Source organism: Gimesia sp. (assembly GCF_048260065.1).
Lineage (GTDB): Bacteria > Planctomycetota > Planctomycetia > Planctomycetales > Planctomycetaceae > Gimesia.
Genome location: NZ_JBLXHC010000009.1, coordinates 90,520 through 112,905 on the forward strand (window position 1 = coordinate 90,520; position 22,386 = coordinate 112,905).

General features: G+C 49.7%; 18 protein-coding genes and 1 tRNA gene. 12 read left to right on the top strand and 7 right to left on the bottom strand.

The genetic code is table 11. The features are described from left to right. The first annotated feature begins 334 nt into the window (after nucleotides 1–334). Entirely contained in the window at nucleotides 335–1,147 is an 813-nt protein-coding gene (locus ACN0YN_RS17580) for a class I SAM-dependent methyltransferase (protein ID WP_417386340.1), read from the top strand. Between the two features lie 21 nt (nucleotides 1,148–1,168). On the opposite strand, the gene ACN0YN_RS17585 is transcribed toward ACN0YN_RS17580, so the two are convergent. The 4 genes from ACN0YN_RS17585 to ACN0YN_RS17600 form a co-directional block, all read right to left on the bottom strand. Then, complete coding sequence (locus tag ACN0YN_RS17585; protein ID WP_417386341.1) at nucleotides 1,169–2,227, bottom strand: BPSS1187 family protein; 1,059 nt, start codon at nucleotides 2,225–2,227, stop codon at nucleotides 1,169–1,171. 225 nt (nucleotides 2,228–2,452) lie between these two features. Beyond that, complete coding sequence (locus tag ACN0YN_RS17590) at nucleotides 2,453–3,988, bottom strand: hypothetical protein (RefSeq protein WP_417386342.1); 1,536 nt, start codon at nucleotides 3,986–3,988, stop codon at nucleotides 2,453–2,455. 428 nt (nucleotides 3,989–4,416) lie between these two features. Then, a complete protein-coding gene (locus ACN0YN_RS17595; RefSeq protein ID WP_417386343.1) occupies nucleotides 4,417–4,971 on the bottom strand; it encodes a PspA/IM30 family protein in 555 nt (184 codons plus the stop codon). A gap of 127 nt (nucleotides 4,972–5,098) precedes the next feature. After that, complete coding sequence (locus ACN0YN_RS17600; RefSeq protein ID WP_417386344.1) at nucleotides 5,099–5,686, bottom strand: RNA polymerase sigma factor; 588 nt, start codon at nucleotides 5,684–5,686, stop codon at nucleotides 5,099–5,101. A gap of 240 nt (nucleotides 5,687–5,926) precedes the next feature. On the opposite strand from ACN0YN_RS17600, the gene ACN0YN_RS17605 reads away from it, so the two are divergent. After that, nucleotides 5,927–7,162 (top strand): lactate racemase domain-containing protein, encoded by a 1,236-nt coding sequence (locus ACN0YN_RS17605; protein WP_417386345.1) that lies wholly within the window; start codon nucleotides 5,927–5,929, stop codon nucleotides 7,160–7,162. Here ACN0YN_RS17605 and ACN0YN_RS17610 read toward each other — a convergent pair whose 3' ends face one another. Next, nucleotides 7,163–8,146, bottom strand: a complete 984-nt coding sequence (locus ACN0YN_RS17610) for a Gfo/Idh/MocA family protein (protein ID WP_417386346.1) — start codon at nucleotides 8,144–8,146, stop codon at nucleotides 7,163–7,165. Nucleotides 8,147–8,341: 195 nt separating this feature from the next. On the opposite strand from ACN0YN_RS17610, the gene ACN0YN_RS17615 reads away from it, so the two are divergent. Both ACN0YN_RS17615 and ACN0YN_RS17620 read left to right on the top strand, forming a co-directional pair. After that, a complete protein-coding gene (locus tag ACN0YN_RS17615; RefSeq protein WP_417386347.1) occupies nucleotides 8,342–9,739 on the top strand; it encodes a sulfatase in 1,398 nt (465 codons plus the stop codon). A 32-nt stretch (nucleotides 9,740–9,771) separates the two neighbouring features. Beyond that, nucleotides 9,772–10,395, top strand: a complete 624-nt coding sequence (locus ACN0YN_RS17620; RefSeq protein WP_417386348.1) for a MarC family protein — start codon at nucleotides 9,772–9,774, stop codon at nucleotides 10,393–10,395. 72 nt (nucleotides 10,396–10,467) lie between these two features. Here ACN0YN_RS17620 and ACN0YN_RS17625 read toward each other — a convergent pair whose 3' ends face one another. Then, a complete protein-coding gene (locus tag ACN0YN_RS17625) occupies nucleotides 10,468–11,304 on the bottom strand; it encodes an OmpA family protein (RefSeq protein ID WP_417386349.1) in 837 nt (278 codons plus the stop codon). A 486-nt stretch (nucleotides 11,305–11,790) separates the two neighbouring features. Beyond that, nucleotides 11,791–12,360: a type II secretion system protein gene (locus ACN0YN_RS17630; protein ID WP_417386350.1), complete on the bottom strand. Its 570-nt coding sequence runs from the start codon at nucleotides 12,358–12,360 to the stop codon at nucleotides 11,791–11,793. Nucleotides 12,361–12,958: 598 nt separating this feature from the next. On the opposite strand from ACN0YN_RS17630, the gene ACN0YN_RS17635 reads away from it, so the two are divergent. From ACN0YN_RS17635 to ACN0YN_RS17670, 8 genes are all read left to right on the top strand, one after another. Further along, nucleotides 12,959–14,083, top strand: coding sequence for an HlyD family secretion protein (locus tag ACN0YN_RS17635; RefSeq protein ID WP_417386351.1), 1,125 nt, complete (start codon nucleotides 12,959–12,961; stop codon nucleotides 14,081–14,083). Nucleotides 14,084–14,088: 5 nt separating this feature from the next. Beyond that, nucleotides 14,089–16,323, top strand: coding sequence for an ABC transporter permease (locus ACN0YN_RS17640; RefSeq protein ID WP_417386352.1), 2,235 nt, complete (start codon nucleotides 14,089–14,091; stop codon nucleotides 16,321–16,323). A gap of 142 nt (nucleotides 16,324–16,465) precedes the next feature. Continuing rightward, a complete protein-coding gene (locus ACN0YN_RS17645; protein WP_417386353.1) occupies nucleotides 16,466–17,398 on the top strand; it encodes a fumarylacetoacetate hydrolase family protein in 933 nt (310 codons plus the stop codon). A gap of 327 nt (nucleotides 17,399–17,725) precedes the next feature. Further along, nucleotides 17,726–18,025: a hypothetical protein gene (locus ACN0YN_RS17650; protein ID WP_417386354.1), complete on the top strand. Its 300-nt coding sequence runs from the start codon at nucleotides 17,726–17,728 to the stop codon at nucleotides 18,023–18,025. Between the two features lie 490 nt (nucleotides 18,026–18,515). Beyond that, nucleotides 18,516–18,914: a hypothetical protein gene (locus ACN0YN_RS17655; protein ID WP_417386355.1), complete on the top strand. Its 399-nt coding sequence runs from the start codon at nucleotides 18,516–18,518 to the stop codon at nucleotides 18,912–18,914. A gap of 318 nt (nucleotides 18,915–19,232) precedes the next feature. Beyond that, a tRNA-Arg gene (locus tag ACN0YN_RS17660) sits at nucleotides 19,233–19,306 on the top strand. Between the two features lie 91 nt (nucleotides 19,307–19,397). Continuing rightward, nucleotides 19,398–20,864, top strand: a complete 1,467-nt coding sequence (locus ACN0YN_RS17665; protein ID WP_417386356.1) for a hypothetical protein — start codon at nucleotides 19,398–19,400, stop codon at nucleotides 20,862–20,864. Between the two features lie 323 nt (nucleotides 20,865–21,187). Beyond that, nucleotides 21,188–22,003: a phosphatidylinositol-specific phospholipase C/glycerophosphodiester phosphodiesterase family protein gene (locus tag ACN0YN_RS17670; RefSeq protein WP_417386357.1), complete on the top strand. Its 816-nt coding sequence runs from the start codon at nucleotides 21,188–21,190 to the stop codon at nucleotides 22,001–22,003. The last annotated feature ends 383 nt before the right edge of the window (nucleotides 22,004–22,386 follow it).

Genomic DNA, 22,386 nt, shown 5'->3' on the forward strand with positions numbered 1-22,386 from the left:
CAGACTACAGGATATTTTTAAATTTCCTGCTTTTTTTGAGATTTCGCTAAAGTGTTCTGAATTAAAGCTGAAAATCGGAGGAATGGCAGGTAGGACTAAATGAAAATACTTACGGTGATAGCTGGGATACCCACGTGCAAGTGCAGGATCGAGAGGGGCGGGTATACAGCGGTGGAAAATAATAGAGGCGCAACGGTGATTCAATAAAAATATAAATACCAGGAATGTAATAATATGTGAATTTGGTGGATTTTCAACGTTACCTGTTTTGAGGACTGGATCTGATATCAATCCAGGCTGAGATACTGAGAAAAACTTATTCAGGTGGGTGCGAATGAACCGGAAAAATCAATATGTGATTCGAGGTGGGATTGAAGGTCGGGAACGTCTCCGGGTTCTGGGACGCGTCATGCAGAAGAGCACGGCGGCATTACTGGATCAGGTCAATCTGTCTGAAGGGATGACCTGTCTGGATGTGGGGTGTGGCGGCGGAGATGTCACACGCGAACTGGCCCGGCGTGTCGCTCCAGCCGGAAAAGCGGTGGGCATTGATATCGATGAAACGAAACTGTCAATCGCCCGTGAAGAAGCGGCAGAGCAGGGACTCACGAATGTGGAATTCCGCCTCTCCGATGCACAGGAAATTCCTACAGCGCCGGAATACGATCTGGTTTACTCCCGGTTTCTGTTAACTCATCTTGCGGATCCCGTCTCCGCAATCAGATCATTTTTGAAACAACTGCGTCCCACCGGTTTCCTGGTTGTGGAGGATATTGATTTCAGTGGCTCATTCGCTCACCCCGAAAGTCGCTCCTTTCAAAGGTTCTTCGACCTGTATAACACGGTCGTTCAAAATAGAGGCGGTGATCCGAACATGGGACAGCGTCTTCCAGGACTACTGCATGACTGTGGGATTCAGGATCTGAAAGTCTCCGTCGTACAGCCAACAGGACTGCAGGGGGAAGTCAAACTGTTGAACGGACTCACTATGGAGAACATTGCCGACGCAGTCCTCGAAGACGACCTCGCCACTCCCGAAGAGATTGACAAGATCGTCAGAGAACTCAATGACTATGCCGCCGATCCCAGAACCTTAACCGGAGTTCCCCGCGTCGTGCAGGTCTGGGGTCGCTTACCGTTTGCCTGAATACATTCGTAGAGATTCGAATCAGCTGTCCCGCTGGTTTTTCTCGCAACCTGGATCCAGGGGAACCGGCTTACCGACTTTGTCTACCGGTTCTGTAAACAGGTAACGCCAGACTGCTTCATGGATGTACTGCCCTTTCGCATCCTTGCCGGCACTTCCGCCTGGCACGACTGAAGAATGGGCACGTCGGTCGTTGTTTTTGACATCGAAGTCGGTGATCAACCGCCGGGTATTGCCGTAGGGAGGCTTTGCCTTGTCGACATTCACGATGGGGCCAAATTCATTCAGGCCGATCAGCTCCCAGGATCGGCAGTAATGATCTCCGGTCCAACCGCCATCCAGTACGTGTGAAAAACCAAAGTAACGATTGGTCGGTGTGGCGGAAGGGAGCGCCTGCCAGTTCTGATATTGATCGCGGGGACCACAGAACATGACCACGCGACTGACCTTCTGATGTTTCGCGAACCGGGCCGCTGTCGTGGAACCGTGTGAGCTGCCTGCCATGATGACATCTTCCCAGCGGAGATCGTTGCCATCCGGTGTCAGGTAATAATCCCACTGACCCTGTGGATTTTCTTTTGCCAGCCATTTCACAAACTGCAGCGCCCGTTCTTTCATGCCATCAGGTTTAGGGATTGTCACCTGATCGCTATAATCTTCTCCGGTCGCGGCTTCCAGTCGGACATTGCCGCGGCAGGTTTCGCCGACGGGATTTTCGCGACAGACTTTCGAGAACCAGCGGTTTGCATAATGGACCTGAATGGCATGCAGCCCGTAGCTGGAGAGTCGGTCGAACAGCTGGCTGTTATATCCCATCAGCCAGATTACCAGTTTACCACGTGGCTTAACGCGGGTGTCGACTACCGCATGTTCCAGGTCCTGTGGTTTCCCTTTCGCTTCAAAAACGTAATCGATTTCCGGATGCTCTTTGGCGCGGGGATCAATTTTGCTGGCGCGGGCCGTCAACTTGTATTCCTGCGGTTTCCGATCGCGATAGCGCAGAGTGCGTTCAGCCGCTTGCAGGGAAGTTGAAATAAAGATCGTCAGGAGAACGAGGAGACACAGGGATTTCTGATTCATATTCTTTCACCAGTTCAATGCAGATAGAAGCAGGGCGGGCATCACGACATGGCGTCCATTATAGAAACCTGCCTCGCGTGAGTCCCGACTGCAAAGCCTGCATCTGGTGAGAAGCGGAAAAAAACTGTCCGCGCTGATTTCACTGTTCGGGAATCTTAGCGCAGCAGAATGCTGGATATCAGAAATATCTCATCTCGAACTGGAATGAACGATCGCAGGCTTCGTTTAAAACAGTCCGCGGACCATATCCAGTATGGAAGAACTGACGGCAGAGGGGTCATCGTAATGCCACATCGTGCGGATGAGGTCATACATCATCAGACCACAGACGCTCATTAACAATGTTGAGATGCCCAATGCGACAAATGTTCCGACTCCCCATTCCGCTTCAGGAGCTGCCATCGCTGCGCCGCGTCCGCCACCAAAAGAAGCAGGTGCGACAAACTCAGCGTGGCTTTCACCACTCTGGAATGAGTCATCAAAATCATCGTCGTCAGCGTCATAAATATCGTCGAAGTCATCTTCATCATCGAAGACATCGGAGATACCGTCATCGCTGGCGAAGTCATCGTCGTCATCGAAGATTGCCGACTCGCCTTCATCTTCATCCGAATCCAGAATGACAGATCCTGACGAACCGCCGGCATCGCCATCTTCATTCAGCATCAGTACGCTGGTATCGGAATTAGAATCTTCCAGGTCAAAACTGCTGTCGGCAAAATCATCATCGTCACCCAGGGCTGGAATTTCCATGGTTGCATCTTTGCCGCCGCCAGTTGCCATCATCGGGGAAGTCTGCTCATCATCTTCGACGTCGAATGGTTCCAGCGAGATCCCGCTGTCAGCAGTGATGGAAATGTCGCTGCCGGTATCATCCTGCAGGGAAAGGCCGCTGGCATCGTCACCGACGAGAGAAATACCGCTCTCATCTGCTGATTCGAGAGAGATTCCACTGTCCAGCGGACCTGCCAGAGAAATACCACTGTCTGAGGCTAATGAGATGCCGCTGTCTTCTGCCAGGGAAAGCCCACTGTCTTCAGCGAGGATTGATGATTCGTCATTGTCATCAGACACCAGGGCTACATCGCTGTCGCTTCCCAGATCGAAGTCTTCCCCAATCAGCGCGACGTCGCTTTCGCTGCCCATCGGACTGGAATCGTCGGCGACGAGTTTGACATCGCTGTCACTGCCTGCATCCAGATCCAGGATTTCAAAGTCCGGTTCAGAGTCACCTTCCACCAGTTTCACATCGCTGTCACTGCCCAGGTCAATACTGGAATCGTCGGTCAGGCGCACATCACTGTCTGAATCTTCGCCGACGGCTACCAGTTCCGGTTCGCTGTCCAGCTGCAGATCGTCACCATCGTCAATGACGAGTCGTACATCACTGTCGGAACTGCTGAGTTCGACAGGCTCATCATCGTCATCGTGTACGCTGCCACGGATTACAGTTGCCTGCTCACCGACTTCGTCTTCATCAATGACGCTATCTGATTCCAGAGTCATGTCGTCGTCATCGAGAATGGCAGAGTCGAACAGGTCGTCGTCTTCCAGGTCTTCATTATTGAACAACGGAATCGCTGGATCGGAATCCGCCTGGCGGGTACGTCCCAGTTCTTCGACATCCTCCATGCGAAATTTCCAGGCACCTCTGTCGGCAAAACCGCGAATGTCGCCCGCTTCTCGCAAGCGGTTCAATTCTTCTTTTTCCATGCCCAGCTCGGCGGCGGCTTCTTCGAGGTTCAGATATTTTTTGGCCATGGTGGCACGACTCCAACATCATTGATGTAAATTAGGAATTGAGGATGTGTGTTAATCGTCATCGGACAACTGGCTGGGGAATTTCAGTCGTTTCAGACTTGAAACCCGTTAGCCAGAGGCCTTTGCGAAGAACTTGCGGGTTCTATTAATCGTATCAGCCATTCCAGAGCCTTCTCCAGAAATCCTGATCAGAACCGGAACCAGGGATCAAGAAGTTCTGCCAGATCCCCCAGTTTTCTATCTTTAATTCTAAATTAGAACTGATCTGTTGCAAGTACCATCTTGTTGAATGGCCTATTCTTAAGCAACTATTTAAGCCTCAAACCATATGTTCACTTTGTCAGGGCAGAGGTTCCATAAAACAAATCGATTAAACGGGTTATAGCGTGTTCGACTTTCCTGGTCGTGAATGATGTCCTGCTGACTGGTTATTGGCCCAGTTCACGCTTTAATTCAGCCAGTTCCGAATCAATCTGTTCTGAACGGGAGGGGGTCAGTGGTGATTCGGTTTCAGCGGGATTCGGTGTGTTTTGTGCCGATGTTGCTGACAGTCCGGCTTGTTCTGTTAATTCCAGCTGCTTGCGTCGGGCTTCTGCTAATCTGGCTTCCAGGGCATGCAGGGTCGTGGTCAAATGCTCGCAGGTCGCGACGGCAGCCCGATGCTGCTGTTCCAGACCGGCTTTCAGATCTTCCACTTCCTGTTTGCGCACCAGCGAATTGCGTGCTTCTGTTTCATCACCCATGCCCAGGGCGTTTTTCGCGGCTTCTTTCCACTGGAAGATCTGACGTTCATAATCATCCAGTTCCTGCTGAATCGCCTGTTCATTCGAAGTTGCGGTTTTCACGCTGCGGTTGGCACCTGCGATCCCCTCTTTCATTTCAGAGATAATCTGTTCGATCTCCTTAACGGGGTCTTCCGCATTATTCAGCAGGTGAGTCAAATTACAGGTAACAATGTCAGTGAGCCGACTGAAATAGCTCATCCCCTCTACTCCGTACTGTTGCATGTGTTAGTGAAAAGAAAGCGATTCTGCTGGCCCGCGGGAGTCAACGCAGATTGCTTTGATCAGGTTCATTTCTTTTTGAGAATCTCTTTATTATATCAGTAACTTAATTTTTTTGAGGACCCGTAACGCCTAACAAGGTTAATTTCTCTCGCAGTTTTTCCCGGGCCAGCCGCAGTCGACTTTTAGCTGTGGCCAGGTTCGTTTCCATCACCTCCGCGACTTCATTCAGTGTCAGTTCTGAATAGTGATGCAGAGTGAATGTTAAACGCTGATCTTCCGGGATTGTTGTCAGCAGTTCATCGACTATCAACGCCAGTTCTTTGACATTGGCTTTCTCTTCCGGTGAGACGACTTCACTGGCCAGGCGGTTGAGTGAATCGTCTTCATCTGCCTGCTTACCTGTATAGGCTTTGATCAAGGCATCATGTGACTGGCGTCGAATATTGTCGATCAGCAGGTTGCGGGCCACCCGGTACATCCAGCCCCGGAAACGTCCCTGCGGCAGATAATCCCATGACTGGTTATAGACGCGCAACAGTGTTTCCTGAGACAGGTCTTCGGAAAGCTGCGAGTCGCGGGTATTTCTGAAAAAAAAACCGATCAGCGGGCCCTGATATTTCTCAACCAGTTCATCAAACGCGCGCAGCTCACCACTCTGAATTCGAATCATCAGTTGATCGTCTTCTGTCATGGTGAAATTCCTGTAAGGAAACCGGCGAATTCTTTCGAACGGGAATGGATCTTAACGCAGCAATCTGCAGTGACTTTCTAATATTGTGATCAGATATCCTGTAGAAATCACCTCTAAACCGCTAACATTCCAGTGTTGGTTCCCATTTGATGGAATTCAACTCTCCAATTCGTAAAAAACATGATTCTCAGTTGAATCAGCAGAAAATCAGGTCGAGTCAGGCGGGATGAAACAGCTTCGATGACGGAAACGGTCAAAATAGAATTGAAATATGGTTTTGACGGCTCATTTCAAAGTGAAATCGATTCCGAGCGTCTGATCCATTATCACCAGGCGCCAGACGGCATTGAAAATGTCGCAGCCCGGATGCAGCAGGTTTTGAACGCTCCGCTCGAATTGCCGCCTCTGGACCTGGCGATTGTACCGGGAGATAAAATCACGATTGCCGTTGATTACCAGGCTCCTGCGGCTGCCGAAATCATTAACGCGGTCTGGGACTATTTCAACGAGTGTGGAATCGAAGCCGGTGATGTGACCATTCTGCAGACTCCTTCAGAATCGAGTGAGTTGCAGGAGAAATTGAAAGCAGCTGTGAACTCCGAACTGCAGGAGCAGGCGTCGTGGGTGATTCATGAACCGGATTCCCAGGAAGCCGTCGGCTATCTGGGGACTTCAGCCGGAGGAGAACGAATTTATCTGTCGCGGCATCTGCTCGAAGCGGATTTCATTTTGCCAATTGAAAAGGTCGGCTTTGATCCCCTGATTGGCTATGCCGGTGGCGGCAGTTCGATCTACCCGGGTTTTTCCACTCAGGAAGCAATTATCAAAAGTCGCGGACAGTCACACCGTGAACTGACTCCAGCCGAAAGTCGTCCCTTGCGACAGTTGATTGATGAGGTTGGCTGGATGCTGGGGCTGCAGTACAGTCTGCAGGTCATCCCCGCAGGTGGACAGTCGGTCGCAGAAATTGTCTTTGGCAGCCTCGAAGCCAGCTTCCGCAAAGCAAAACAGTTACTGGATGAATACTGGAAGCTGGAGCCGGAATACAAATCGGAGATGGTGATCATTGCCGTCGAGGACGGCCCTACCGGTCATCAGTGGAATCAGCTGGGAAGCGTGCTGGAGACTGCCCGTAATCTGGTGACACAGGATGGGCGCATTGTTTTACTGACACAGATCGCAGCCGAGCTCGGCGAAGGGTTGCAGATCCTGTCTCGCTGTCATGAACCGCTGGATGCCATCAAGCCTTTGCGTGACAGCCAACCTGGAGATCTTCTGGCAGCAACACAACTGGCGTTGGCCGGAGACTGGGCACTGATCTGTCTACTCAGTAAAGTCAGTAGCGATGATGTGGAAGATTTATTCGTCATTCCACTGGAGGATGAAGCCGAAGTACACCGACTTCTGCAAACAGACGAGACTGTGTCTGTCATCGCCTCGGCACAGTATGCCTACGGACAATTGAAACAGGAATAATCAGGTGACCGGCAGACTCGCTGATTTTAAGACCGTTTCCTGAACGTCGTAGTCATGCTGGTAAGAAAAGTCGATATCTTTTTCGCGGCGGATAATCTTCGCCATGTCTGCGACATCATCTTTGTAGCGCGTGTAACCTGGGAACGAGATTTCCTGCTGGCCTTTTCGGTATTTACCCTTGGCCTGGGAAAGTGTCAGGCTGGCAGATGGTTTGCCAAACGGTTGCAGATGGAAGGTGCCTTCCGAACCGCAGACCACAATATGACGACGATCGAATCCCTGGACTTCATTGCAACTCGATTTTACCGTAGCCAGTGCCCGTGGATAACTGAAAACTGCCAGCATGTTATCCTGGAGACGGTCGTCAATGTCAGAGGCATGCTGTGCAAACGGCGTGACCTGATCGGGGCGACCCAGAATCTGTACGACCAGATCAATCACATGACAGGCCAGCTCGAACATCATGCCTCCCGGTTGTGGTTCGAGTTGTTTGCGACTGGCGGCATCCATTTTTTTACTGATGACGGTGTGCACTTCAAACGGCTCGCCGAGCCAGCCTTTCTGCAGCAGATCGCGCAGGAGAACAATTCCCGGGTTATATCGATACATATATCCCATCTGCAGCAGCAGGTGTTTCTGCGCTGCCTGATCCAGAATGCGTTTGAAATGCGGCAGAGATAAACCCGCGGGTTTATCCAGGTGAATATGTTTACCGGCTGCAATGCAGATCTCCGCGGTTGGCAGCAGGTCGGGGACCAGGGTCTCGACGGCAACTGCCTGCAGTCCGTCGATGTTGAGTAACTGTTCCTGTGTCAGAAATGGCAAATCTTTATAGACACCCGTTGAAGCAGCATAAGCCCGCAGCTTTTCATCGGGCTCGACAACGCCGACCACTTCGAATTCGTCCGACTGTCGAAATGCCTGCATTTTTCCACCTGCATGCGGATGTCCTACTCCAATCTGCCCTACTTTGATTTTCTTCACGACGGTCTTCCTCACAGGAGATTTCAGGTGTTCCGGATTCGACTTTGATCTCATTTCGCAGTCGGCGGGAATTGATTCTTTGAGCAACGCTGGCCATGACAGGGGGCAGGCAGATGCTTAGAATAGTCAATAGACTTTGATCGTAATCAAACAAGACCGCAAAAACCACTCCTTTTCATCCTGGAAGGAAATCAGATGCCTCGTACACTGGGGATTGCGCTGCTGTTCTGCTGGTTTCTCTCATTACCCTTACAAGCTCATGCTGAGAAACAGCGTCCGAATATTGTCCTGTTTTTTATTGACGACCTGGGTTGGCGCGATGTGGGCTATATGGGGAGTGATTATTTCGAAACGCCTCACATCGATCGACTTGCCGACGAATCGATGAAGTTTACTGCCGCCTATTCAGCGGCACCTAACTGTGCTCCCAGTCGTGCCTGTCTGATGTCAGGTCTTTACACACCCCGGCATGGCGTGTATACGGTGGGGGACCCGGCCCGGGGAAATGACCGTTATCGGAAGCTGATCCCCGCGAAGAATAAAACCGTATTGGATGATCGATTCACAACGATTGCCGAACGACTTTCGCAGGCAGGTTATCGTTGTGCCAGTGTGGGGAAATGGCATTTGGGACCGTCACCACTTTCGCAGGGCTTTCAGGTCAATATCGCTGGCAATAAGACAGGCAGTCCACGAGGCGGTTATTTCAGCCCTTATAACAACCCGCAGTTGAGCGATGGGGAAGAGGGCGAATACCTGACAGATCGACTGACGACGGAAGCCTGTCAGTTCATTAAAGACAATGCACAGTCTCCTTTTTTTCTGTATCTGACACACTACGCGGTTCATACTCCTTTACAGGCTAAAGAGCAGGACGTCGCTTATTTCAAATCCAAACCTGCCGGGAAACTGCATCAGCATGCGACATATGCAGCCATGATTCGCAGTATGGATCAGAGTATCGGCCGTGTGCTGCAAACATTACGGGAGCAGCAGCTTGATCAGAATACCATCATCGTATTTACCTCCGACAACGGCGGATACGGTCCTGCCACCAGCATGCGACCATTACGCGGTTCGAAGGGAATGTTGTATGAGGGGGGAATCCGCGTTCCGCTGCTGATTAAGTGGCCCGGCGTCACACAGCCTGGAAGTGCGTCTGACGAAGCGGTCGTTAATGTCGATCTTTATCCGACCTTTCTGGAAATGACGAACATACCGGTTCCGGAAAGTGCGTTATTAGATGGTAAAAGTCTGGTTTCGCTCCTGAAAGATCCGCAATCTCGACTGGAAGCACGGAGTCTGTTCTGGCACTTTCCCGCTTACCTGCAAAAATATCAGGGCATGCAGCAGCGGTTTCGCACGACGCCTGTTTCCGTGATTCGTCAGGGAGACTGGAAACTGCTGGAGTTTTTTGAAGACGGTCATCAGGAACTCTACAATACGCGGCTCGATATCGGGGAGTCCAGGGAACTGTCGGGGAGTCATCCCGAAAAAGTGGAACAGTTATCACAGGCCCTCCATCGCTGGCAGAAACAGGTTCAGGCGGCGATTCCCTCTGCGTTGAATCCCCAATACAGCCCGGAAGATTGAGAATCAGCATTCAAGGAAAGACGAGATAGAGTATGGAGTGGGACGATATTCTCAGAGATTTTGTGTATCTCTGGGCCGTCATTGATCCGATTGGTTCGATTCCGGTATTCATCGCGGTGACAGCCGGCACAAGCAGAATGGTGCAGCGAAAAATTGCTTACCAGGCAATCATCACCGCCGGTCTGGTCCTGCTGCTGTTCATTGTTGGCGGACAGATTCTGCTGGATCTACTCGAGATTCCGCTGGCTGCGTTTCAGATTGCAGGAGGCCTGGTTCTGTTTCTGTTCGCTTTAACCATGATTTTTGGTGAAAGCAAACCGGAGTCGGAAATTGAAGAGTCCACGCATGTCAGTGCGCATCAGAATAAAGCAGTGTTTCCTCTGGCAATTCCCTCGATTGCATCACCCGGTGCAATGATGGCCGTTGTGCTGATTACTGATAATCATCGGTTTCATATCGGGCAACAACTGATCTCCACGCTAACGATGATTTCGGTTCTCGTCATTACTCTCGGATTTCTATTGCTCGCAGGCAGGATTCAGAAACTGATTGGAGATGCGGGAGCAAGTGTCGTCAGCCGAATTGGCGGGCTGATTCTGGCTTCCGTAGCTGTCGACAGTGTCCTGAGTGGTATCAAATCCTATTTCGAGATCTGAAATGCTGATGCTACAAAAAAAACAGACTCGCTGAAACGAGTCTGTTTAATGTATGAGTGGCTGCTCTGAATATTAATTCAACAGTGTGGGATTAGGATCCCAGCCGGCGACGACGGCATCAGGTGCGAGCACAAAGATTTCCACGCGACGGTTTTTCTGTCGAGCCGAATCGTTCTGGTTAGGCACAACAGGCTGGAACATACTGTAACCGGCGGCTCCCATTCGTTCCTGCTTCACACCGAATTTGGAGAGTGTAAGGACAACTGAGTTGGCCCGGTTGGTTGACAGATGCCAGTTGGTGCGGTGCTGTCGCTGTGTACTGGCTTTCGAAATGGGTTTATCGTCTGTGTGACCCACAACCAGAACATTCAATCGTTTGGCATTCCCGTCATTCATAATGGCGGCAAACTGGTTCAGAATCTCCTGAGCTGCTGGTTTCAGGTTATCGCTACCGGACGCAAACAGAATGTCTGAGTGAAATTTGCTGACGCCTGTATGCGGATCAAATTCGAAATCGGGATATTTGTCTGCCAGTTCCTGAAAGCGACGGGTTGCTTCGCCATCCAGGGGGCTGGGTTGTCCCTTGGCCTTTTTCATCAGGCTGACATACCGCTGCTGCATTTCTGAACGTTCTGCGTTCAGGTTATCGAGCCGCTTATTGGCGATATTCAGGTTGGATTCCAGTGACTGAGCCCGCATGGCCAGTTGATCGCGTTCGTGCTGCAGCGCGTTGGCAGACTGCTGGAACTGATCACGTTGCATTGCCAGTTCGGAGTTCTGATCATACAGCTGCTGCGAGCGGTACATGCTCTGACGCAACTGGGCGTTCGGTCCACGCTGACAGGCTGACTGTGAAATCGTAAATAAACTAACTGCGGTAAGCAGGCATACCCGTACAAGTATGGGCATCTTAAGTGCTCCTTTATCGATCTCTGAATAGAATCACGTTTCCCGGGAGTGTGAATCCAGAGATGCTGAAGCAAACGCATCAGTCAAATACTGAATCATCACACACCCTTGAAAAGCCAAGCTGATTCAAGGAAAGATGAATGGCATAAATCTGTTTTGAATGGGATGGTAGGTTTTTCGAGATGTGATATGCGACTGCATATCCTGTCGTGCCTGGGAATGAGTAAAGTGAAGTGAGAGAGTTTTACTCATTCGGAAGTCGACAGAGGCGGATTTATAATGCGTCTTCTTTTTTCTGCCAAGAGCAACATCACTAAAATTGATTGCTTTTTAAAAGTTTGAAATATCTACAATAACAGCTGGAAAAGTACGCTTTTGGAACACGGGAAATGAAAAAACAGGTGAAACCTGATAACCGTATCAAGCCCCACCTGTTTTGCTGGAGAGTCGTATTTAAAGTAGTCAGCTGCTGAATCGAAGACCTGTTCAGTCCTGCGATTCCAGTTGTTTCAAATCGTCCTGTAACTGTCTGATCGCATCAGCCAGATTCCGCCGGGCAACCAGAGAAGCAGTATTCTGGGTCAGATCAAACTTAAAGTTTTTCAGTGCCCGTTTGGTTTTCTCAATTTTCTCTTTTTTAGAGAGATCCTGATCTCCAAATTCGGAATGACTGGTGTACCAGGTGGGGACACGTTGTGGTTTTGATTCTTTGGTATCAATCGGTTTCAGGGCGATGGCAGCATCGACGTCGCCTGATCGTTCCAGTTCAGCAATCTGCTCCAGTTCCAGTTCATTCTGTTTCTGCTGTTTTTTCAGATTGATTGCATACATGTCCAGGATTTCCTGAAGTGAATGCTTATATGTTCCGGAAATTTCCGAGATAACAGGGCCACCCGCGTATTCGTATTCGCGGTAAACCCAGTAGGGGCCGTCTTTCTGGCTTGCTTTCAGTGAGGCATCCTTTGCCTTCTGGATCTCTGGTAAGAGTAATGCGATCAGTACAGCGATCGTTGCAATCGCTACCATTAGTTCGATTAGTGTAAATCCTCTTCTCATTCCTCTTCTTTTAGATGGTAAGTGGGACACCATCTCTCCTTTTAAAACAGGTTGGCAATATGCTCATCAGACAGCTTCGAGCACATTCTTTGAACGCCCGGAGTTATAAGGGCACTTGTTTAAGAGAATGTTTCTGTTTGATGATTATTGTGAAATACGGAAAAGCGAATCACGTGCCAAACCGATTCTGCGGAACGACTCATACCTGGTGTAAGCTGCTTATCTTGAGACCCGATAACAAGATAAAGCTATTTGGGATATCCCATATTCACGGTATATTATTTTTTGAATCATCAAACTCCCGCAGGCCAACCGGGTATCTGCCCGATTCTTGTGCAATCTAATTCAGCAGAAAACTCGAACATTCCTCCCCTGAGTACCGTATTGAACTCTGTCTGACGGGCGGGGCTGGCAGGTCATTACTGATTCTGGACCACTTTTCCGGCAGCTTGCTGTGTGAGCAGGCAGGATTACTACTGTCTACCTGTGGTTTCGAGTAAGATGCATCCTGATTATTTCAGTTCAGGAAACAACGGGCGCATCAGAATGAATTTATGTATCCTCAAATGAATTGTTTCAGCAGCATGAGGTAACCCACTTGAAGAAAATAGCAGGCTTGATTGTTGCCGGTGTGACGTTAATCGTGGCACTCGTGTATAGCCAGAATCGTCATATTCCCCTGCGGGTTTCCGGTTTCATCGAAGCCGACGATATCAGGCCCGGGTCGCGTGTCGGAGGACGTGTGAAACAGGTGCTGATCGAAGAGGGGCAGTCCGTCTCTCAGGGTGACCTGCTGATTGAACTGGAGCCCTACGATTTACTCGAACGACGAACCGAAGCAATCGCCGGGCTGGCAGAAGTCAAAGCGAAACATGCAGAACTGGTGGCCGGATTCCGCTCAGAAGAAATCGAGGAAGCAGCCGCTAAGGTCGATCAGCTTAAAGCACATCTGTCACTGCTGATCAATGGGCCTCGACAGCAGGAAATTGACTCGGCGGTCGCTGAACTGCATCTGGCAGATTCGGAGTATCGGCTGGCAAAGGCCAAACAGATGCGGATTGAAACGCTCTTCGGTCAGAAATCAGCTTCTGCAGATGAACTGGATACTGCCAATACCGAGATGCAGGTTGCCGCATCTAAAAAAGAAGTCAAACAGAAAACCCTGGATCTCCTGAAAGAGGGAACGCGAAAAGAAGAGATTGATGAGGCCCGGGCACAGTTAAAGCAGGCGGAAGCATCCTGGCAGCTGTTGAAAAATGGAAGTCGCAAGGAAGACATTGAACAGGCGGCCGCCAGTGTCAGAAAAGCGGAAGCATTCCTGCAGACAATTGAAGATCAGATCAAAGAACTGAAAATCTTCGCACCGCTGGATGGAACCATTGAAGCAGTCACCCTGCAACCCGGTGATCTGGTGGGCAGCAACGTCCCCGTGGTTTCGATCCTGGACTGGAATGAACTGTGGGTACGCTGTTACGTACCGGAAAATCATCTGGATATCAAAGTCGATCAGGAGGTCGATGTCACGATCGACAGCTATCCCCACAAAATCTTTAAAGGACGCGTCAGCTTTGTGTCCCGCCAGGCAGAGTTTGTACCCCGTAATGTGCAGACCCCCGAAGAACGTTCCAAACAGGTATTTCGCATCAAAGTCCGTATCAAAGATAAAGACAAACTGCTCCGTCCCGGTATGGCCGCCGATGTCTGGCTGCATGGGAAGGAATAGATTGCATGACCACAGTCATTGAAGTGAATCAGCTGTCGCGCGATTTCGGCTCTTTGAAAGCCGTCGATCAGGTCAGCTTTACTGTTCAACGCGGTGCCATCTTCGGTTTACTGGGGCCCAACGGCAGTGGAAAATCGACGATTATCCGCATGCTGTGCGGTGTGCTGGAGCCAACGGGCGGGTCGGCGCAGGTTCTGGGATATGATGTGGCCGAAGACGCTGAATTGATCAAGCGACACATCGGCTATATGTCACAGAGCTTCAGTCTGTATACGGATCTGAGCGTACGGGAAAACATTGAATTTTATGGACGCATCTATGGTCTCAGTCCTGAAAAACTGGAGCAGCGCTTTCAGGAAATCATCGAGCTGACTTCATTGCAGGATCGGCTGGATCAGCTGGCCGGGAACCTGTCGGGGGGCTGGAAGCAGCGGCTGGCACTGGGGTGTGCGTTGATTCACGAACCGCAGGTCGTATTTCTGGATGAACCGACGGCTGGAATCGACCCGGTGGCCCGTCGCGATCTCTGGGATCTGCTGTTCCAGCTCGCCGGGCAGGGGGTGACACTCTTTGTCACGACCCACTATATGGATGAAGCAGAACGCTGCAGCGATGTGGGGTATATTTATAACTCACAACTGATCGTCTGTGGTAAACCGAATGAACTCAAACAATTACCGACCGTGACCCCGGAAGGAACCGCCCGTTGGGAAATTGAAACAGAAAATCCCGCCATGCTGCTCTCGACGTTTCGGGAAATGCAGGGGGTAAGAGATGCGACTTTGTTTGGTCAGACGATTCATGTGCTCGCCGATCAGAGTCTGTCCGAAGAGGATTTCATCAGTCAGGTAACAGACAATCCAGAAACAGTTCAGGTCAGGCACATCACGCCTTCCCTGGAAGATGTGTTTGTCACCTTGAGTCGGGCAGAAGAACTGAATCATCAGGGTGCCAGTATTCCCACGACGGTAACAGCGAGTCAGCAACAGCCTGAAGTCGAAACGGAACCTCCGGATCGCGCGAAGCAGGAATCGTTGCCGGAACAGAAACCGCCTCTGAAGCGTCCTGCTGCGGAACCGATGACGCCGGGAATATTGGCAGGGTTCTGGGCAATTCTGGTTAAGGAATTTTCGCATGTCCGCCGCGAGCCGTCGACACTGCTGTTTGTCTTCGCGGTTCCTGTTCTGCAGACGCTGATTTTTGGATTTGCCATCGACACCCAGATCGAAAATATTCCAACGGTGATCTTCAATCTGGATGGCCGCGCCAGTTCGCGCGAACTTCAGGATGCGTTTGCCAATACGCGCACATTTCAGATTATAGACCGCGTTTTTAACCATGAAGATTTTCGCAATGCGTTCGAGTCCGGGCGAGCCAAAGTGGGGGTGACGATTCCCCCTGATTACTCTGATCGCCTGTTAAAAGGGGAGCAGGTCTCGGTCCAGGTGCTGATTGACGGAAGTGATTCCCAGGTCGCAACGACGGCACTGAATGCTTCGAATCTGCTGGGGTTCAATCTCTCGACCAGCATGACAAAAAGTTTTGCAGAGAACCTGAATGTCGTACCGGCCCGCGACGCTGACGGACAGGCGGCTCTACCCATCGAGATCAGGCCACGACTGTTATATAACCCGGATCTGGACAGCTCGCATTTTTTTGTTCCCGGGCTGGTTGGAATTATTCTGCAGCTGGTGACACTGTTTCTGACTTCGTTTGCGATTGTCCGGGAGCGGGAACTGGGAACACTGGAGCAACTGTTTGTGACACCGGTCAGTAAGTCCGGACTGTTGCTGGGAAAGCTGGCACCTTACGCTCTGATCGGATTCATTGAAACACTGATTGTGCTCACATTAATGGTCTTTTTCTTTGGCGTCCCCATACACGGTAACCTCTGGGAACTCCTGATGCTGGCGCTATTGTTTCTGATTTGCGGCCTGGGGCTGGGTATGCTGGTCTCCACAATCGCCAGAACTCAGCTGCAGGCGATTCAGTTTGCCTTTCTGATCATGCTTCCCTCTGTTCTGCTGTCGGGCTTCATGTTCCCTCGATCTCAGATGCCTCTCCCCATTTATCTGGTGACATTCATGATTCCAGTGACTTACTTCCTGGAGATTCTCAGAGGTATTGTCCTGCGAGGGGCTGACCTGACTGATCTGTTGCCTTATGTCTTTGGGCTCAGTCTCTGCTGCATCGCGATTATTGGAATCAGTCTGAAGAGATTCCAAAAGCAGCTCTCTTAACTGCTGCTGAGAATTGGTCTGTCATCTTCTTTTCGCTAGGATAGGAGAACGTGTGCCGAACTTGATGGCATCGGGCCAGGCGATCTTCGCTGAACCGGAAGCTGCCTCCCACTTGATTTCACCGTTCAGGAGTTCTGACAGTATGAGACTTTGTCGCTATCAATTTGAAAATCAAACCTGCTGTGGTTTCTACTCGGAAGATACCATCATCCCTTTCGCGGCAGCCGCGGAGCTGGCAGGAGTTCTTCTGGATGAATCAGAGGGACTGCTTCCGTTTCTGCCTGGCGGCGCGCAACGGGATTTGGTCCTGGCCGTCGAAACCCAGCTCAAGCAGTCTATGGATGAAGAACTGTTTCCCATTTCGATTCAGACCGATGAGGTACAGTTGCTGGTTCCCGTTCCCGAACCTTCCAAGTTGTTACTGCTGGCCGGCAACTATTCCAAGCATATTGAAGAAGGGGGAGGGAAAGCGGAAGAACGGCAGAAAACCTTCCCTTATGTATTTATGAAACCGCCTCTGACAACGCTCACGCATCCAGGGCAGCCGGTCAAAATTCCGGAAGTCTCTCCCGATTACATCGACTGGGAACTCGAACTCGGAATCGTGATTGGAAAACCCTGCAAAGGTGTTTCAGAAGCGGAAGCGCTCGACTATGTTGCCGGCTACACCGTGATCAACGACATCTCTGACCGAAAATTTCGACCTAATCCAGGACGAACGCTGCGCGAAAAAGATACCTTCTTCGACTGGCAGCATGGGAAGTGGCACGATACGTTCTGCCCGATGGGCCCCTGTGTCACTCCCGCAGATGATATTCCGGACCCGCAAACTCTGAAGATGAAACTGTCCGTTAATGGGAATGTGGAACAGGACGCATCTACGGCTGAGATGATCTTCCCGGTTGCGGCGATCATCGAATTTATCTCCAGTTTTGTACAACTCGAACCCGGCGATGTGATTTCGACGGGAACTCCGAGTGGCGTCGGTGCCTCGAAGAATAAGTTTCTGAAAAACGGCGATAAGATGAAAGCAGAAATTGAACAGATCGGAGTTTTAATCAGTCCGGTAGTTTAAAGCGAAACAAGTAAATTTACACTGATGATCTGTTTGTTCAGATTTACTGAAGTGTGGTCGTTGAACGGCTTTGTTGTTCTCTTTTCGACCACACTTTTTTCGTTTCTACAACAGTTCAACTCTGCATTCTTTTGCAGAATGAAGTGAAAAATACGCGAAACTCTGCAGTTTCATGCGATTTAAGTCCTTTAAACTCAAATTCCCTACGATTGGCACACCTCTTGCGTCTTACCTGAAATAGAAACGAAAATTGAAACATCGTTGGTTGTCGGATTTATTCAATCGGGGGTAAATCCGACAACAGGTTCTTATCAAGGAGACAAGACCATGAAACGTGCACTGACCATCGCCACGCTGGCATGTAGTGTTTTATTTATAGGTGCCATCGAAACTTCTGAAGCAAGACCACCAGCCTGGAAGCAGGCGAGAAGAAGCTACAATCATTTCCAGCGCGACTATAATCGCGCACGAAGAAGTTACAGACACAGCTACAATAGATATCGAAATAACTATCGGCGTTATAATCGTGGATATCACCGTGGATACAACAACTACTATCGCGGATATAACAACTACTACCGTGGTGGATATTACACACCCGGTTTTGGATTCTACTATGGATTCTAATCCATGTTTTTTAATAGATCCGCCACGATCAGGTATTAGCTGATCTTGTCGGGCCGGTTCCTCTCAGCAGGTTCACGCAGGCAATTTTTCACAAGTCTCTTATTCTTATGGTTCGGCCCGACCGTTTGAGTGAGAGACTTGTTTTTTTATTTCATTTCTCATCGGCAGATCCTGCCGGAAACCTGTTTTTCACTGACGTCAGAATGATCTCAACTGACGCGACTTTGAGACGGTTTTCAAAGCTTTCCCAGGAACTCAAAATCCAGTCGCATTGTTAACTCGTTCAACTTTATGGAGTTAAGGAACATTCACCCCAAAGATCTGTTTCTGGCACGCTTATAGCGATTCTTTTAATTACGGCAGACGGAGAAACAGAGGATGAATGATGGAATCTCAACCGTACTGCATTCGAGTGACAGAGAATCAGAGAGGACGCTTATTAAATCTCTGTGGCACTCTTTTATGGTTCATTTTTCCAAGGAGCGAAACAATGCGAAACACATCAGATACGGTTGACCAGGCTCGATCAACACCAAACAGAAAGCGAAAAGGGCTGAAACTGGCAGTTTGTATGGGACTGGTTCTGGGGGGAGCACTGTTAGTGATGCCATCTCAACAGGCAGACGCCGGTTATGGCTGCTACTCAGGCTACGGTTACGGAAGCGGATACGGTTATGGTAGCTATGGCTACAGCCGCGGCTATTCTTACCCTTCCTATGGGACCGGCGGTTTCTACTACAGTAGTCCTTCCTTCGGGATCGGGATTTACAGTGGAGGCTATGGCTACGGACGTGGTGGCTATTATGGTGGTTATCGAGGCGGTTACCGCAGCGGATACCGAGGTGGACATGGTCACCATGGACATCACGGTCATCATGGACATCACTAATACGAGCTGATCCCCAAGGGGGGAACTCACACTCGAAGGACGCTTGAAATAGTCGTCCACCAGGCTCTGTTTTCAAGAACAGAGCCTTTTTTTGTAGATGTCTGGAACCTAAGTCAGTTTCTGGTGTCAGATACTGCAGGATTGGAAAGGATCAAGAACGGCTGATGTATATGGCTCTTCACCCTCCAAAAACCTGATTTCGGCAGGTTCAGGGACGGAAATCTGTACGAGAGCTGATAAAAAGATTCAAATCCAGCTTCCGAAAGGCTTTAAAAGGGAGAACCGCCTCGCTAAAATACGCTTTCCCATCCGGGACAGGCACCCCTAGCTCAATTGGATAGAGCATCGGTTTACGAAACCGAAGGTTGCAGGTTCGAACCCTGCGGGGTGTACTAGACTTACATCAAATGGCCCCCTCGAATGTACCCAGGTACAATCCAGGGGGTTTTTTTGATTTCAGGTTCCGTCCTAAGGAATCAAACAATGCTTTACCAGGATATTCTTTCTCGTCTAGAGGCTTGTCTGGAGTCGAATAATATAGAGACGTTCATCGCAGAATGCCTTTCGAATCCGCTCCCGATTTCTCCCTGGTCTCTGTGGACGCTCTGCTCTCTCGTAAAACACCGGCAACGTCAGGAATTCGTTCTGCATATTGTTCGCGATAAGCTGAGCGGATATCCAAATGCTCTTGCTGAAGCCGGAGCATTTGGCCATCCTCATATCAAACGAACTGGTCTGGTACCAGCCAACACAGACTGGGAGTACGATTATCAAGGTAGATGTTGTCGTCTGACCAACCGCATCACAGGCGAATTGATTGACGTCAACTTCTATGACGAGACAGCGGATTGGTTCAACGGATACTATTATGAATGGTACCTGAAATCTCTCAAAGAACCCGAGATTTGGGAACGACGGGTTATCGAACTCCATCCTTCTCTGGAAACGGTGGCTCTTGCTTTTCAGGGCCTGTTGGATATTGGCTTGCTTGAAAAACATCCAGGATACGAAATAGTCGTAGTACGTCTGGGGTTTGACTCCAATGAGTTACTGTGTTTACTCGAACACTTTGAAGAAGCGGCATCCGATCAACTCCATAAAAAATTGGCAGCTGCCTTCGGTGACTGGAGATTACTCATCAAGGGAGAAGCCTCCCGTCCAGATGTCTCAGATGCGTTTACCAAGAATCAGCTCGATCGCGAGCAAGATCTGATCCAGTTTTTTGAACGCGATGATCAACAGAGGTTAGCACTTCGAAGCCTTTTTGAAATGGAAAGTCCCAGGAGATATGAAATTCTTCGCCAGGCTTTAAGATTACCCCCGTCAGGCACAGTATCAGCTGCATTGGACATCCTTTTAGAGATGGAGAATGGGGCCTGGTGTAACGAAGTTTGGAGTCTGCTAGATAGAACTGATCCTGATGGAGAAATCCCTCACCCACACACTTGGTATACGTGTTTAGAATACCTGACTCTGCACTCTTCAGATCGTGAAAGCATTCAACAAAAACTGCGCATGATCTCTGGTCATGCAATCGGTGATGCTGCCATTCTTGCTCTGAAATACTTTCCTGAAGACTCATTAGGACTATTCCGCAGAGCGTTGTGCTCGATGATTCCCGATAATCGGATCATAGCTGCTTCGGCGTTAGCATTGATCGATCAGCCCTGGAGCCACGAAGAATTACTTGCAGTACTTCGTAATTCAGATGACCAGGAGATGACTGCCGAGTGCCGGGCGGCACTACGTGAGATTCCCCGACCCGAGCTCCATAAGATTGCGGATGAGTGGGAGTCCCAGAATTCTCATAAAACTGAAACCGGTGACTGGATTTCAATGGAAGAAGCAGCTCTCCGAAGAGCTCAGGATCTCGGAGTCGAAATGGAGTCTTTGCATGATCGGGTTCTTCCTTTACGAGCCATAATACCACCTGTACCGCCCAACTCATGATGAAGTTTCAGTATCTGACTCCTGCCGATTTATACGTTTTAAACTAAAACTATGGTATGGTACAAGCAGCCGCATCAACTTACCTCTCTCATTCAGACTGCTCTGAAACAGGTGGCCACCATCGATCGTGAATAAATGATGAATCGAGCAGAAAGGACTTGAAAACTGCTTCATCGACTACTAGCTTGTGTCCTGATTTAATGCGAATTTGCTCTGAAGGAGTTGGTGCTTTTCAGTTTGTTGCAGTCAGGTCATTCACTCAGATCCTGAGTTTTATTAACCCTAGGCTGCCGTTACATATCTTGAGTTCACGGGCTGGTGATGTGCTTCATATAAAGTTCTACTCTGTCATACTGCTGGTTCTGGCTTGCAGCACTTCGCCTGTTCTGGCGCAGCAAAATCAGCAGAAGCCTCTCTTCAGAGCCCATGCCCATAACGACTACAGACAGAAACGCCCGCTGCAGGATGCATTGAAAAACGGCTTCTGGTCTGTGGAAGCAGATATTTTTCTCGTCGATGGAGAATTACTCGTGGGACACAGTCGCGAGGAGCTTTCAAAAGATCGCACGCTCCGGAAGTTATATCTCGATCCGCTGAAGATCTATTTTCAGGAGAACGTACAGAAACCTGATACAAAGTCTCCGCCATTTACTCTGTTGATCGATATTAAAACTGATGGCGAGGACGTATATCAGGTTTTGCGTAAACAACTGCAGGCATATGAAGATCTCCTCGATACTTATCAGGATGGAGAAACAACTCGTCATTCTGTGCAGGTTGTGATCTCAGGAGATCGACCTGTTAAAATGATCGAAGCCGACAACCCGCGATATGTTGGAATAGACGGTCGGTTGAGTGATCTGGATTCACAAAAACCGCCTCATCTGATGCCGCTGATCAGCGACCGCTGGACATCACATTTTCAATATCGAGGGAAAGGGAAAATGTCTGATGCGGAACGCACAAAATTGCGGGAGATTGTCAGTCAGGCACATGCAGCAGGGCGCAGGGTGCGTTTCTGGGCGACGCCGGAATCTGAAGAACTCTGGCAGGAACTGGTTGCCGCGGGAGTGGATCACATCAATACTGACAAGCTTAAAAAGCTGCATGATTTTCTGAGCCTGCAGGCGAATGATTGACCTCGAACGCCTCAATAAAAATTTCGTGAGTTGCCCGCTGTCTTTGGAAAACCCTGTTTCTACTTCATCCTAATGTGGTAGACCGTGACAGCATTCATAAACGGCAGGGACTTTCTGTCATTCATCATCCTGCTGGTTGAGCAAGATTTTGCAGGCGAGGGCAAATTCTTGCAGGCTTGAAACTTCGACTCAGAGCTCGGTATTGACCGTTCCGGACGTTGGTAAGGAACGGTTTATTGCCAGTGAGCGTGATGTAACCGGGTCTGTTTTCATCACTTCCGCTCAACGGATTCTTTATAAAAAAGTGCTGCAGCATTGGAGGGTAGGTAGATTCCCTATTCCAGACCTAAGTAGATTTACTTCTCTTTCAGTGCTGGTATGAC

Coding starts and splice junctions, on each gene's coding strand:
- ACN0YN_RS17615 (WP_417386347.1), top strand. CDS start 8,342: ATGCCTCGTACACTGGGGATTGCGCTGCTGTTCTGCTGGTTTCTCTCA.
- ACN0YN_RS17640 (WP_417386352.1), top strand. CDS start 14,089: ATGACCACAGTCATTGAAGTGAATCAGCTGTCGCGCGATTTCGGCTCT.
- ACN0YN_RS17590 (WP_417386342.1), bottom strand. CDS start 3,988: ATGGCCAAAAAATATCTGAACCTCGAAGAAGCCGCCGCCGAGCTGGGC.
- ACN0YN_RS17645 (WP_417386353.1), top strand. CDS start 16,466: ATGAGACTTTGTCGCTATCAATTTGAAAATCAAACCTGCTGTGGTTTC.
- ACN0YN_RS17580 (WP_417386340.1), top strand. CDS start 335: ATGAACCGGAAAAATCAATATGTGATTCGAGGTGGGATTGAAGGTCGG.
- ACN0YN_RS17600 (WP_417386344.1), bottom strand. CDS start 5,686: ATGACAGAAGACGATCAACTGATGATTCGAATTCAGAGTGGTGAGCTG.
- ACN0YN_RS17625 (WP_417386349.1), bottom strand. CDS start 11,304: ATGCCCATACTTGTACGGGTATGCCTGCTTACCGCAGTTAGTTTATTT.
- ACN0YN_RS17630 (WP_417386350.1), bottom strand. CDS start 12,360: ATGAGAAGAGGATTTACACTAATCGAACTAATGGTAGCGATTGCAACG.
- ACN0YN_RS17595 (WP_417386343.1), bottom strand. CDS start 4,971: ATGAGCTATTTCAGTCGGCTCACTGACATTGTTACCTGTAATTTGACT.
- ACN0YN_RS17605 (WP_417386345.1), top strand. CDS start 5,927: ATGACGGAAACGGTCAAAATAGAATTGAAATATGGTTTTGACGGCTCA.
- ACN0YN_RS17655 (WP_417386355.1), top strand. CDS start 18,516: ATGCGAAACACATCAGATACGGTTGACCAGGCTCGATCAACACCAAAC.
- ACN0YN_RS17620 (WP_417386348.1), top strand. CDS start 9,772: ATGGAGTGGGACGATATTCTCAGAGATTTTGTGTATCTCTGGGCCGTC.
- ACN0YN_RS17665 (WP_417386356.1), top strand. CDS start 19,398: ATGCTTTACCAGGATATTCTTTCTCGTCTAGAGGCTTGTCTGGAGTCG.
- ACN0YN_RS17650 (WP_417386354.1), top strand. CDS start 17,726: ATGAAACGTGCACTGACCATCGCCACGCTGGCATGTAGTGTTTTATTT.
- ACN0YN_RS17585 (WP_417386341.1), bottom strand. CDS start 2,227: ATGAATCAGAAATCCCTGTGTCTCCTCGTTCTCCTGACGATCTTTATT.